The sequence below is a fragment of the Amycolatopsis sp. NPDC102389 genome (assembly GCF_044765885.1).
GTDB lineage: Bacteria > Actinomycetota > Actinomycetes > Mycobacteriales > Pseudonocardiaceae > Amycolatopsis.
On the sequence record NZ_JBIWKX010000003.1, the window covers coordinates 290291 to 303309 of the forward strand.

The following is a 13019-nucleotide window of genomic DNA, read 5'->3' on the forward strand; positions in this document are numbered from 1 at the left end:
ACCGTGATTCTCCGTCGCGTCGCACGTCCGCTCCTCGCCGCGATCTTCATTTCCGGCGGGATCGGCGCGCTGAGGGACACCCAGGGGCACGCCAAGGCCGCGGAGCCGTTCCTCACCGAGTCCTTCGACAAGCTGGAGGGCGTGGTGCCGGAGTCGGTGCCGCGCGACCCCGCCACCCTCGTCCGGATCGACGCCGCGGTGAAGGTCGGCGCGGGGGTCGCGCTCGCCGCGGGCAAGGCGCCGCGCCTGGCCTCGCTGCTGCTGCTCGGCAGCCTCGTCCCGACCACGCTGGCCGCGCACCGGTTCTGGGAGATCAAGGAACCGGCCGAACGCCAGCAGCAGCAGATCCAGTTCATCAAGAACGCCGGCCTCGCCGGTGGCCTGCTGCTTGCCGCCGCCGACACCGCCGGCAAGCCGTCGCTCGGCTGGCGCGCCAAGCGGGCCGCCTCCAAGACGGAGAAGCGCGCCGAGAAGCTGGCGAAGAAGGCCGAGAAGCGTCTGACCAGCTGACGACCCGCGTTTAGTCCTCTGGATGCGTAAAAGGCGCATCCAGAGGACTAACGCGTGGGGTCATGAGGTGAAGGCCTCGATGTCCTCCGCCTCGACGACGGTGCGGACCTCGACCTCGATCTCCTCGAACAGCGCCGCGTAGGTCTCCGCGAACGCGACGGCCTCCGCCAGGTCCTTGGCGTTGATCAGCGCGAACCCGCCGATGACCTCCTTGGCCTCGGTGAACGGGCCGTCGGTCGCGGTGATCTTGCCGCCGCGCACCTTGCGGACCTTCGCGCCCCGCTCGGAGGGGTGCACGCCCTCCGCCGTGATGAGGATGCCCTTCTCGAACGAGTCCTCGATGAAGGCGCCCATCTTCTCGATGAACTCCTTGCTGGGGTTCCAGGCCTCCGGGGCGCTCTCGTCCAGCCGGTGCATCATCAGAAACCGCATCGCTGCTCCTCAGTGTCTTGGCGGGGCTGTTTCTACCCCGCCTTCATCGACGCGTCGAGCGGCTCGACGGCGGTTCGACATTTCGTTCAGAAAAATGTTTCAGCGTTCAGAAAAGATGTTTCAGCGTTCAGAAGTTTTTCTAGCGGCTCGCGACCTTCTTGTACCGGGCCGTCGCCAGCGGCGCGAAGATCGCGATGATGGCGACGCAGCACAGGATCGCGTACAGCGACGCGTGCTCGGCCGGCCAGCCCGTCGGGGGTGCGCCGAAGCGGTTCCCGAACAGGTCACGGGCCGAGTTGATCACCGCGGTGAACGGGTTCCAGTCGGCGATCGCCTTCAGCACGCCCGGCAGCTTGTCCGCGGGGACGAACGCCGTCGAGATGAAGCTCAAGGGGAACATCCACATCAGCCCGGCGCTCTGCGCCACCTCGACACTGCGCGCGACGAGCCCGATCCACGCGCCGACCCAGGACAGCGCCCAGGCGAACATCAGCATCACCAGGTAGCCGAGCACGGCGTCGAGGAAGCTGCCGCGGATCCGCCAGCCGACGAGCAGCCCGCACAGCGACATGACGACCAGCGCGACCACGCTGATCACCAGGTCGGACGTCGTCCGGCCGAAGATCACCGCGAGCCGCGAGATCGGCAGCGACCGGAACCGGTCGATGATGCCCTTCTGCAGGTCGTTCGCGAACCCGATCACGGTGAACGCCGAGTTGAACGCGACCGTCTGCGCGAAGATGCCGGCGATCAGGAACTCGCGGTACGCGAGACCGCCCGCCTCACCGCCGATCGCGTCGCCGAAGACGTACGCGAACAGCAGCACGAACATGATCGGCTGCAGGGTCGCCGCCATCAGCCAGTCCGGGTTGCGCTGGACGTTCTTCAGGTTCCGCCAGGTGATCACGCCACCGTCGGAAAAGGCCTTCGCGACCGCGCTCATTTCTTGTCCCCCTCGTCCGTGGCGTGCCCGGTCAGCGAAAGGAAGACGTCGTCGAGCGTCGGCCGGTGCAGCGCGACGTCCTGGACGGCGACACCGTGGCCGTCCAGCCGCCGCAGAGCCTCGATCAACGCCTTCGGCCCGCCCTCGACCAGGACGTCGACCTTCCGGGTGTGCTCGTCGACCGTCGGCGTCCCCGAGCCGACCTCCGTCAGCACCTGGGTGGTGACGGCGAGATCGACGGCGTCCGCCACGACGAGCTCCAGCCGCTCGCCGCCGATCTCCTGCTTGAGCTCGTCGGCCGTGCCGCGCGCGATGACCTTCCCCTTGTCGATCACGACGATCGAGTCGGCGAGCTGATCGGCCTCCTCCAGGTACTGCGTGGTCAGCAGCACGGTGGTGCCGTCGGCGACGAGCTCCTTGATGACCTCCCAGGTGTCGATCCGGCCGCGCGGGTCGAGCCCGGTGGTCGGTTCGTCGAGGATCACCACGGTCGGCTCGGCGACCAGCGCACCCGCCAGGTCGAGCCGCCGCCGCATACCGCCGGAGTACGTCTTGGCGGGGCGATCCGCCGCGTCCTCCAGCCGGAACCGGGCGAGCAGCTCACGCGCCCGGGACTTCGCCGCGGCCTTCTTGCTCCCGTACAGCCTGCCGACCATGTACAGGTTCTCGAAGCCGGTGAGGTTCTCGTCCACGGCGGCGTACTGCCCGGACAGCCCGATCGCACGCCGGACGGCGTCGGGCTGGGCCAGCACGTCGTGCCCGGCCACCTCCGCCTCGCCCGAATCCGGGCGGAGCAGGGTGGTCAGGATGCGGACCGTCGTCGTCTTGCCGGCACCGTTCGGCCCCAGCAGCCCCAGCACCTTGCCCGCCGGGATCGACAGATCGACCCCGTCGAGCGCGCGGGTGGAACCGTAGGTCTTGACCAGCGCTTTCGCCTGAACCGCGAACATGCGGTCAAACTAGACCCCGGCACCGACAAAGACACCGGGGTTTTTCCCGGATCCGCTCTGGGCGAACTGTCTACTTTTCGAGGATCGCCGTGACGCCCTGGCCGCCCGCGGCGCAGATCGAGATGAGTCCGCGGCCGGATCCCTTCTCGTTCAACAGCTTCGCGAGCGTGGCGACGATACGGCCGCCGGTCGCGGCGAACGGGTGCCCGGCCGCCAGCGACGAGCCGTTCACGTTCAGCTTCGCCCGATCGATGGAGCCGAGCGGTTCGTCGAGGCCCAGCTTCGACTTCGCGAACTGCGGGTCCTCCCACGCCTTGAGGGTGGCGAGCACCTGCGACGCGAAGGCCTCGTGGATCTCGTAGAAGTCGAAGTCCTGCAAGGTGAGCCCGGCGCGCGTGAGCATCTGCGGGACGGCGTACGCGGGCGCCATCAGCAAGCCTTCGTCGCCGTGGACGTAGTCGACGGCCGCGGTCTGCGAGAACGTCAGGTACGCCAGCACCGGCAGCTTGCGCGCCTTCGCCCACTGCTCGGTCGCGAGCAGGACGGTCGACGCGCCGTCGGACAGCGGCGTCGAGTTGCCCGCGGTCATCGTGCCGTCAGGACCACCGAAGGCGGGCTTGAGCTTCGCGAGCTTCTCGACAGTGGAGCCCGGCCGCAGGTTCTGGTCGCGCGCCAGCTTGAGGTACGGCGTCACCAGGTCGTCGAAGAAGCCCTTGTCGTACGCGGCGCCGAGACGCTGGTGGCTGGTGGCGGCGAGTTCGTCCTGCGCCTCGCGCGTGATCTCCCAGACCTTCGCGGTCAGCGCGGCGTGCTCGCCCATGGAGAGGCCGGTGCGCGGCTCGGAGTTGCGCGGGATCTCGGGGACGATGTGGCCGGGGCGCAGCTTCGCGGCGAGCTTCAACCGCTCCGGGAGCGTCTTCGCGGCGTTGAGCTGCACGAGGATCTGGCGCAGGTCGTCGTTGACCGCCAGCGGCGCGTCGGACGTGGTGTCGACGCCACCCGCGATGGCCGAATCGATCTGGCCGAGCGCGATCTTGTTGGCGACGTTGATGATCGCCTGCAGGCCGGTGCCGCACGCCATCTGCACGTCGGAGGCCGGGGTGGCGGGGTTCAGCCTGCTGCCGAGGACGCTTTCACGGGCCAGGTTGAAGTCGCGGGCGTGCTTGAGCACCGCGCCGGCGGCGACCTCGCCGATCACCTCGTCCTGCAGGGAGAAGCGGCTGACCAGGCCGTCGAGGGCGGCCGTGAACATGTCCTGGTTCGACGCCTGCGCGTACGGGCCGTTCGAGCGGGCGAAGGGGATCCGGTTGCCGCCGATGATCGCGACCTTGCGCACGGGTGCCGTCCTTTTCGTGGCCATTTTTTCCACTCCTCCGTAGGCTCTCTCACACTGTAACCTACTAGCGAGTAGGTTAGACTGCGACGTGACGCAAACTGCACGGGAGGCACGTAATGGCTGACAGGTACCAGCAGTTCACGAAATCCCCGGTGGGGAAGTTCGTGGTGCCGAAGCTCGGCCTGCCGAACCCGGCGACGCTTCGCCGGTACAAGCCCGGCCAGCCCGCTCTCGAGGGTCCCGCACTTCTGGGGGCCGCGCCGGGCGGTCGCCTCGAAAAGGTGATCGAGGCTCAACTGCACCGCGCGGGCATCGAGGTCCTCTCGGCTGCGGCCGACAGGCACGCCGCGCTCGTCTTCGACGCGACAGGCGTGAAGGACCCGAAGCAGCTTCGCGAGGTCTACAACTTCTTCCACCCGGTGATCCGGAGCGTCGGGCCGTCGGGCCGCGTCGTCGTTCTCGGGACGCCGCCGGAGCTGGCCGAAGGCAACGAGCGGATCGCCCAGCGCGCGCTCGAAGGCTTCATCCGTTCCGTTGGTAAGGAACTGAAGCGCGGCGCGACCGCTCAGCTCGTGTACGTCGCCGAAGGCGCCGAAGAAGCGACTGAGTCCACTCTCCGGTTCCTGCTGTCGTCGAAGTCCGCCTTCGTCGACGCCCAGGTCATCCGCGTCGGCACCGAGACCAAGACCGCCACCGCGCCCGCCGACTGGGCGAAGCCCCTCGAAGGCAAGGTCGCCCTGGTCACCGGCGCTTCCCGCGGTATCGGCGCCGCCATCGCGGAGGTGCTGGGCCGCGACGGCGCCCACGTCGTCGCGCTCGACATCCCCGCACAGGGCGCGGACCTGTCGAAGGTGGCCAACAAGGTCGGCGGTTCGTCGCTGCAGCTGGACATCACCGCCGCCGACGCGCCCGAGAAGCTCGCCGAGTACCTCGTCACCCGCCATGGCGGCGTCGACATCGTCGTGCACAACGCGGGCATCACGCGCGACAAGACGCTGGGCAACATGACCGAAGGCGGCTGGGACTCGGTCATCGCGGTCAACCTCGCCTCGCAGCTCGCGGTGAACGAGAAGCTGCTGACGGACAAGGTGCTGCGCGAGAACGGCCGCATCATCGGCGTCTCCTCGATCGCCGGCATCGCGGGCAACGTCGGCCAGACCAACTACGCCACCAGCAAGGCGGGCGTCATCGGCATGGTGAACGTCGGCGCGCCGAAGCTCGCCGAATACGGCGGCACGATCAACGCCGTCGCTCCCGGTTTCATCGAGACCAAGATGACCGCCGCCGTGCCGCTGTTCATCCGCGAGGCCGGGCGGCGGCTGTCCAGCCTCGGCCAGGGTGGGCTCCCGGTCGACGTCGCCGAGACGATCGCCTGGTACGCCAACCCGGCTTCGGCCGCGGTCAACGGCAACGTGGTCCGCGTCTGCGGCCAGGCACTGCTGGGGGCGTGACCATGGCCGTCAAGGAACTCCACGAGTCGCCGAGCCTGTCTTCGCTGTACCCCAAGGCGTTGCTCGGCTCGCTGCGCAAGAGCGGCGGGAACACGCTGCCGTCGACCGAGTTCGTCCGTGAGGGCGTCGTCGTCGACCCGGCGCATCTCGCCGCGTACAACCAGGTGTGCGGATTCCGGCTCGACGACGTGCTCCCGGCGACGTATCCGCACATCCTCGCGTTCCCGCTGCAGATGGCGCTGATGACCGAGGACGACTTCCCGTTCCCGTTGCTGGGCATGGTGCACGTCGCCAACCGCATCACCCAGCACCGGCAGCTGCGGCTCGACGAGTCGTTCACCCTGCGCGTGCGCGCCGAGGATCTGCGCCCGCACGAAAAGGGCAGGCAGTTCGACGTGATCAGCGAGCTGCTCGTCAATGACAGTCCTGTGTGGACGGACGTCAGCACGTACCTGCGCCGCGGCGGTGGCAGCGGCGAGAAGACTTCACGCGGTCAGCTCTCGCAGCCCTCGCCCACCGCGATCTGGCACGTGCCCGGCGACATCGGCCGCCGTTACGCCGAGGTCTCCGGCGACCGCAACCCGATCCACCTGCACGCGCTCACCGCGAAGGCGTTCGGGTTCCCGGCCGCGATCGCGCACGGCATGTGGACGAAGGCGCACGCGCTGGCGGCGTTCGAAGGCAGGCTTCCGGAGGCGTTCACCGTCGACGTCAAGTTCAAGCAGCCGGTGTTGTTGCCGGCGAAGGCGGCGTTCACCACGTGGAGTGAAGGCGGGGTTGAATCAGGCGAGCGGCGCGAAGCGTCTCCTTTGAGGGCGGAGGTGGGGCGGGGCTGGGCCTTCGAGTTGTGGAACGCGCGCAAGCCGAAGCCGCACCTGGAGGGCTCAGTCGTCGCTCTCTGACGGCTTCCAGATCTCGCCCTCGACGAGGTCGTTGAACCCGAGCCACACGAGGTTCATCAGCCACGAGGCGAGCACGCCATCGGAGACATCGGGGTGGTCGAGCGCCCAGTCGGCCAGCGACTCGGCCGCCCCGACCAGCGCGGCGGACAGCCCGGCGCCGGAGAACTCGGCCTGTTCGCCGAGGCCCTTGCGGGTGCCGGCGGAGACGACCAGCGCGGCGACCAGTTCGATCGCGCGGGTGCGCATGTCGGTGATCTCCGCGGCGAAGGTGCCGCCGACGGTCATGGCCTGGCGGTGCAGCACCGTCCAGGACTCGCGATAGTCGGCGACGAAGCGGTAGAACGCGCGCAGACCGTGCCAAAGCTGCATGTCGGGCGGCAGATCGGGTTTGATCCCGTCCTGCACCGCCTCCAGCAGGCGGGTGGCTTCGCGGCGGATGCACGCGCCGAAGAGGTCTTCCTTGGAGCCGAGGTAGGTGTAGATCATCGGCTTGGACACGCCGGCGACCTCGGAGATCTCGTCCATCGACGCGGAGTGATAGCCGTAGCGCGAGAACACCGAGACCGCTGCGTCCAGGATCTGGCGTTCCCGCACCGCTCTCGGCAGCCTTTTGGCGCGTTCGGCGGGACGCGGTACTTCCTCGGACACTCAGGACCTCCCATTAGTTCGCGTAAGACGCTACCGGGCTACCACCGGCATGGGTGATTTCGGCACGCTTGCCCGCCTACCTACTCGCGGGTAGCCTTACGCTCGGGTAGGCGGAGCTGGAGGGAACATGACCGAGATCGTGGGGCTGACCGGCCGCGCGCTGGTCGACGCGCTGGAACGGATCGAGCCGGATTCGGCCGAAGCGCACTCTCTCGACGTCAACGAGGTCGCGGGCGCCATCGACCCGAAGGACCTCGGCAAGGACGACGTCCGGCGGCTGCTGACCGCGCTGGGACGGCTCGCCGAGTCCGCGCCCGCGTTCGACCTCCGCAAAGTCGACCCGGTCCGGTTCGCGAACCTCGTCTCGCGCGCCTCGCGCACGCAACTCGAAAGCGTCGTCGCCGAACGGCCGCTCCGGGAGCGGGTGCTGCGCGAGATCTTCGACCGCATGGGCGCCCACATCCGGCAGGACCGCGCGAAGTCGCTGCACGCGGTGGTGCACTGGCGGCTGTCCGGCGGCACCGGCGACGGCGGATACGACCGCTACGAGACGGTGATTTCGCACGGAGAGTGCACGGTCGGCCGCACCATGAAAGAGAAGCCGAGGGTGACGATCACGATCGCGCCCGTCGATTTCTTCCGGCTCATCACCCACCAGGCGACGCCCGCTGTGCTATTCGTCACCGGAAAGATCAAAGTAAAAGGTGACCTGGCCTTCGCCGCGGGTTTGATCGGTTTCTTCGACCTTCCGAAACCGTCCTGATCCCGGCGGAGCAGATACACTTCCGTGCCGTGCCCCGAAATTCCCCGAACCGGCGCTGGCGGGACAAGGTACGCCTTTCCCGCCCGTTGAGGCTGCACAAGACGCGCACCGGTGGCGAGCACGTCGTCAACGCGTTCGCGGAGAAGCTCGAGCTCGCCAAGCTGAGCCCCGAGCAGTTCACCCAGGTGCTGGAAACCTTGCACATGCTGGGCGAAACCGGTGCGGGTATCGAGCTGAGCTCACTGGAGACCGAGGTGCTCGTCGACGTCGTGCAACGGGCGTCACGGGAGCAGCTCAAGGCGATCGCCGATCACCCGGAACTGCGTTCGGCGTTCCTCGACGAGATTTTCCGCAGAATGTCGGATCATTTCGTTCCCGAACGCGCGCGGCACGTCGACTTCGTCGTCGCGTGGCGTTTCACCGATGGTGACGGAGAAGACGGTTTCGATCGTTTTCAAACGGTCATCGAAGACGGCGTCTGCGTTTCGAGCACGGATCTCGCGCGCACTCCGGACACCACCATCACCCTTTCCGTCGACGACTTCATCCGGATGGCGACCGGCAACGCGGCGGTGGCGGCGATGTTCGTGACGGGCAAGGTGAAGGTCAAGGGCGACTACGCGCCCGCCGTGCGGTTCAGCGGGTATTTCGACATCCCGAAGCCGAGCGCGAGTTAGCGACCGGTTTCGTCGAGGGTTCGCTGAGGCGTGCGGCGATAGCGGACGTTGGGACTCCGCAGATTCTTCTCTGTCGCCTCGATCAGGCCCTGCCGGAGGAGAACGCCGATCCAGCGGGACACCGTCCGATCGGGGAGCCCTGTCTCCGCGACCAAATCGGCACGGCTCGCTTCCTTTTCGTCGAGTGCGGAAAGGATCTGCTCACGGCGATCTGCCCGGCGTTGTTCCCGCACCGGGCCATCTGCGGGCACTGGAACGACATCGTCGGCGAGTGTGTAGTGCGCGTACCGCCTTCCGCCGGCCGGAACGAGCAGACCGCGGGCGACCAGATCGCCGAGTTCTTCGGTGGCGACACGGGAGTCGAGGTCGTTCGCGTTGCGGTAAGCCTGATTGTTGAGCGTCTCGCCGTGGAACAACATCGCGAGACCGTGACACTGGCTTTCGGTCAGTCCATGCTCGCGAAGCGATGCGATCCATCGGACGGCGCCGTCTCCCATCAGCGTGTGGTTGGGGAAGGTGGCCGAGAACGTGGAGATGTCATCGGCGAACCGTGGCGGACTGAGCTTCGCGTCTCGCATGGCCGCCAGCATCGCCGGGATTCCGGAGCCGCGATTTTCACAGATCGGGCGATCCGAACCCGGTAGCGGTGTGTCCTCCAGAACCTTCAACAAGGTCGCGTTGCGAGCGGAAGACGTGCCTTCCACGCCGAGATTTTCCTCGCGGACCGACCCGTAGAGTCCGCCGGGGTTGCGGATGACGAGGCGGTCGGGATACATCTCGACCTGCACCTGAGTTCCTTGCGACGGGCCGGAGTAGTCGCGATGGACCAGGGCGTTGACCACCGCCTCGCGTAAAGCCGTTTCGGGGTACTCCCAAGTCTCGGCCCGCCCCGCACCGCGAATCGTTGATCGACGCTTCATATTGCGGCGAAGGGCGACAAGGGCTTCGTCGACCATCGCCGGAATCGGTCCTTCGGCCGCGATGTTGTCGAGGAATCTCGTTCCACTTCGCGGGTCCGGACCCGACTTGGCCGGATAGTGGACGAAAGTCAGCATGAGCTGAGGGAAGAACTCTTGTGGATACTCGCCCAGTGCCAGAAGCCCGCCCAACGACAGTTCGTCTCCGATGAGGATTTTCGCGCGGCGCAATGCCGAGGTGTCATCGAGGTTCGCGAAGGCCCTGCCACGATGACGGCGGAGGCGACTCAGGAAGGTGCTGGTCAGCGCTTCGTCGAGGTTCGCGACCGTGGTGCCGGGGACTGGCTGCTCGTCGTCCCGCGGTTGACCACGGTTCGCCACCAACAACTGGACCTCGTAGGGACTCAGCTTCCGGTCCCCGTCAGCGACCCTGACGAAGCTGCCTTGTGTCATCCCGGTGCCGCGGTTGTACGCGGGCTTGCTGCCCGAGGGAAGTTCGGCGACCTCGGCCACCACCAGGTCAGCGCCTTCGAACCGATGCGTCCCGATCAGCGGCCGGAGAGGTGGTTCGAGGTTCTCAGAACACATCGCGGCCAGGTCGGCCTCCAGCTTCGCTGGATCTCGGACGCCGGTCGCTTCGAAGCCCAAGGTTTCGTCGAGGCCGAGGATCAGCACGCCACCGTTGGTGTTGGCGAAGGCGGAAAGCGTCTCGCGGACACTCTTGGGTAGCTTCGTCTCCGCGCGTTTGGCCTCCACGAACGCGTGATCACCGCCGAGCGCGCGGAGGTTCGCGATGATCTCTGTGAGTTCTTCGTGGAGCATGCTGCCGCCCTAGCTTCGCCACTAGCTTCGCCACTAGCAGTGTAGTGGCGAAGCTAGTGGCGAAGCCAAGTGGCACCTAGCCCTCGACGATGCGGCCCTCGATCACCGGCGGCTGCTTCTTGGCGGCCTCCGCGGGCGGGGTGTCCGTGACGACCTCGCTGTCCACCACCATCACGGGCCCGCGGGCGCGGTTGGCGAATTTGACCGCCCGGCGCGCCATCCGCTTCTGCCAGACCTTGCGCGCGACACTCCGCGTCGGCGGCAGGATGAACAGCAGGCCGATGACGTCGCTCACGAAACCGGGCAGCAGGATCAGCAGACCGCCGAGCCCGATCAGCATCCCGTCGGTGAGTTCCTTCTCCGCGTCGGCGGGACGGCCGAGCCGCGCGGACTCGGCGAACGCCCGGAAGGCGCGACCGCCTTCACGGCGCGCGAGCCAGGACCCGATGAACGCACCGGCGAAGAGCAGCGCGATCGTGCCGAGCACGCCAACGGCCGAGCCCACCGCCCACACGGCGGCGATCTCGGCGACGACATAGAGCAGGAACGCGACAGCCATACCTGGACAACGTACGGCTTGCCCGTTTTGCTCCCAACCCCCGATACGGTGACCGACGTCAACCGCGTGCGGCGCCGAGCCGACGCGAGAACGTCGATTTCCCGGCGCCGCTACAGCCGACGACCATGATCCGCCGCATCAGCCGACCGCGTCGTCCAAGTACGCGGCTGCCTGCAACGTGAACAGTTCGGCGTAGCCCGCCTTCGCCGCCATCAGCTCGTCGTGCGTCCCGTACTCGGCGACCTTTCCGTTCTCCAGCAACAGGATCCGCTCCGCCTGTCGCACGGTGGAGAACCGGTGCGAGATGTACAGCGTCGTACGCCCCTCCGAAAGCTCCCGCAGCCGCGAGAAGAGGTCGTGCTCGGCCTGGGCGTCCAGCGCGGATGTCGGTTCGTCGAGGATCAGGATCGGCGCCTCCCGCAGGAACGCCCTGGCCAGCGCGATCTTCTGCCATTCGCCACCGGACAGGCTGACGCCCTGGTCGAACCAGCGCCCGAGCGGGCTGTCGTACCCGTTCGGCAGGCGTTCGATCCGCTCGTCGGCACCGGCGCGTTTCGCCGACGTCTCGATCCGTTCGCGGTCGACGAGATGCGTCAGGTCGCCGAGGCCGATGTTCTCGGCCGCGGTGCCCTGGTAGGTCACGTAGTCCTGGAACATCGCGCTGATCCGCCGCCGCAGTTCCACCGGGTCGTACTCCCGGATGTCGACGTCGTCGAGCAGGATCCGCCCGCCCGTCGGGTCGTACAGCCGGCACAGCAGTTTGAACAGCGTCGACTTCCCGGCGCCGTTGCGGCCGACGACGGCGACCGTCTCACCCGGGCGGATCTCGAAGCTCACGCCGTCGAGCGCCGGGTCCGGCGCTCCCGGATAGGTGAAGGACACTTCTTCGAACCGGATGTGTCCCTCCACAGTGGACGGAAGCGGGCGCGGTTCGGGCGGAGCGACGATCTCCGGTTTCGTCCCCAGGAAGCGATACAGTGTGTCGAGGTAGAGATTGTTCTCGTACATCCCGGAAAACGCGGTGAACAGACCCTGGACGGACGTCTGCACCGACGCCGCCGCGGCCGTGTACAGCGCGAGATCGCCGAGGGTGAGCCTGCCGCCGACGGCCTCCAGTGCGATGTACAACGCGATCGCGGAGCCGGCGGCCGTGCTGAGCAGCCCCCACGACGTCGAACTGACGCTGCGTTTGCGAGTGAGTGTCCGCTGACGGTCGTAGGAGACCTGGCCGAGCCGCCGGAACCGGTCGACGAAGTACGGGCCGAGGCCGAAAAGCTTGGTCTCCTTGGCGTACGTGTCCGTGGTGACCAAAGAGGACAGATAGTCCATCCGTCGTTTCAGCGGCGACATCATCAACGTCAGCCAGAACGCACGGGCGCCGTACTTCGACTGCGAGATGAACGCGGGGATCGGTGCCACCAGCGCGACGAGCGCCAGTAGCGGGCTGATCGAGACGAGCAGCGCGATCATGCTGCCGAAGGTGATCAACGTCCGGATCAAGCCCAGCGCCGAGTTCATCATCGACAGCGGCCGCGTCGGCGCCTCCTGCGCGGCCTGGCGCAGCATGTCGTAGGACGCGGAACCCTCGAAGTACGAAAGATGCAGGTCGCTCGCGTGGCCCATCACCTGGTGGCGGATGGTCAGCGTCATCCGCTCCTGCAGCAGTGTTTGGCCGTAGGTGGTCAGGGCCTGCGAAACGGCGGTGAGCACGAGGATGCCGAACTGGAAGAGGGCGACACCGACGATCGCGCTCTTCGTCCCGTGCCCTTGGATCGCGGCGACCACCGAATCGATCAGCAGCTTCGCGACGTACGCGGTCGCGGTCGGAAGGAGGCCGGAAAGCAGGGTCACCACGGTGATCACGATGGTCAGCGCCGGGCTTGCCTGCCAGGTCAGCTTCGCGACCTTCGGCAGGCCGCGGACCGTGCCCGTGACGTTGACCCACATGCGGTTGAGCCGGGACTTCAGGTCTTTCGGAAGGGCTTCGGGTTCGGGTTCCGGGATGTCGACCGGGCCGGTCAGGCCGCTGTCGGGCACTGTCGACGGCGGGCGGCGGCGTCTGCCACCGCGGGCCATGAACAGTTCCATGCCGCCTCCCCCACCAGGCGG

13 protein-coding genes are annotated in these 13019 nt (G+C 67.4%); 5 read left to right on the forward strand and 8 right to left on the reverse strand.

Translation table 11 applies throughout. From position 1 onward, the window contains the following. The first annotated feature begins 3 nt into the window (after positions 1–3). Positions 4–510: a DoxX family membrane protein gene (locus ACIRGA_RS05105; RefSeq protein ID WP_400936650.1), complete on the forward strand. Its 507-nt coding sequence runs from the start codon at positions 4–6 to the stop codon at positions 508–510. A 60-nt stretch (positions 511–570) separates the two neighbouring features. On the opposite strand, the gene ACIRGA_RS05110 is transcribed toward ACIRGA_RS05105, so the two are convergent. The 4 genes from ACIRGA_RS05110 to ACIRGA_RS05125 form a co-directional block, all read right to left on the reverse strand. After that, a complete protein-coding gene (locus ACIRGA_RS05110) occupies positions 571–942 on the reverse strand; it encodes a YciI family protein (protein WP_400936652.1) in 372 nt (123 codons plus the stop codon). 139 nt (positions 943–1081) lie between these two features. Continuing rightward, positions 1082–1885, reverse strand: a complete 804-nt coding sequence (locus tag ACIRGA_RS05115) for an ABC transporter permease (protein WP_400936654.1) — start codon at positions 1883–1885, stop codon at positions 1082–1084. Then, positions 1882–2835: an ATP-binding cassette domain-containing protein gene (locus ACIRGA_RS05120; RefSeq protein WP_400936656.1), complete on the reverse strand. Its 954-nt coding sequence runs from the start codon at positions 2833–2835 to the stop codon at positions 1882–1884. Before ACIRGA_RS05120 ends, ACIRGA_RS05115 begins: the two co-directional genes overlap by 4 nt. Positions 2836–2905: 70 nt before the next feature. After that, the gene (locus ACIRGA_RS05125) at positions 2906–4195 is read right to left on the reverse strand and encodes an acetyl-CoA C-acetyltransferase (RefSeq protein WP_400936658.1); all 1290 of its coding nucleotides are present in this window, start codon (positions 4193–4195) and stop codon (positions 2906–2908) included. A 92-nt stretch (positions 4196–4287) separates the two neighbouring features. Here ACIRGA_RS05125 and ACIRGA_RS05130 point away from each other — a divergent pair, with 92 nt between their 5' ends. Together ACIRGA_RS05130 and ACIRGA_RS05135 are read left to right on the forward strand one after the other, a co-directional pair. Beyond that, the gene (locus tag ACIRGA_RS05130) at positions 4288–5622 is read left to right on the forward strand and encodes a 3-oxoacyl-ACP reductase (RefSeq protein ID WP_400936660.1); all 1335 of its coding nucleotides are present in this window, start codon (positions 4288–4290) and stop codon (positions 5620–5622) included. 2 nt (positions 5623–5624) lie between these two features. Then, positions 5625–6524: a MaoC family dehydratase gene (locus ACIRGA_RS05135; RefSeq protein WP_400936662.1), complete on the forward strand. Its 900-nt coding sequence runs from the start codon at positions 5625–5627 to the stop codon at positions 6522–6524. On the opposite strand, the gene ACIRGA_RS05140 is transcribed toward ACIRGA_RS05135, so the two are convergent. Next, the gene (locus tag ACIRGA_RS05140; protein ID WP_016338219.1) at positions 6507–7172 is read right to left on the reverse strand and encodes a TetR/AcrR family transcriptional regulator; all 666 of its coding nucleotides are present in this window, start codon (positions 7170–7172) and stop codon (positions 6507–6509) included. The genes ACIRGA_RS05135 and ACIRGA_RS05140 overlap by 18 nt on opposite strands. Positions 7173–7299: 127 nt before the next feature. Between ACIRGA_RS05140 and ACIRGA_RS05145 the strand changes: the two genes are divergently transcribed. Then, positions 7300–7935, forward strand: a complete 636-nt coding sequence (locus ACIRGA_RS05145; RefSeq protein ID WP_400936664.1) for an SCP2 sterol-binding domain-containing protein — start codon at positions 7300–7302, stop codon at positions 7933–7935. Positions 7936–8021: 86 nt separating this feature from the next. Further along, positions 8022–8612: an SCP2 sterol-binding domain-containing protein gene (locus ACIRGA_RS05150; RefSeq protein ID WP_400936821.1), complete on the forward strand. Its 591-nt coding sequence runs from the start codon at positions 8022–8024 to the stop codon at positions 8610–8612. On the opposite strand, the gene ACIRGA_RS05155 is transcribed toward ACIRGA_RS05150, so the two are convergent. The 3 genes from ACIRGA_RS05155 to ACIRGA_RS05165 form a co-directional block, all read right to left on the reverse strand. Beyond that, a complete protein-coding gene (locus ACIRGA_RS05155; RefSeq protein WP_400936666.1) occupies positions 8609–10351 on the reverse strand; it encodes an ATP-binding protein in 1743 nt (580 codons plus the stop codon). The two genes, ACIRGA_RS05150 and ACIRGA_RS05155, sit on opposite strands and share 4 nt — an antisense overlap. A 76-nt stretch (positions 10352–10427) precedes the next feature. Beyond that, the gene (locus tag ACIRGA_RS05160; RefSeq protein ID WP_400936668.1) at positions 10428–10910 is read right to left on the reverse strand and encodes an FxsA family protein; all 483 of its coding nucleotides are present in this window, start codon (positions 10908–10910) and stop codon (positions 10428–10430) included. 138 nt (positions 10911–11048) lie between these two features. Continuing rightward, positions 11049–12998 (reverse strand): ABC transporter ATP-binding protein, encoded by a 1950-nt coding sequence (locus tag ACIRGA_RS05165; protein WP_400936670.1) that lies wholly within the window; start codon positions 12996–12998, stop codon positions 11049–11051. Positions 12999–13019: the final 21 nt, after the last annotated feature.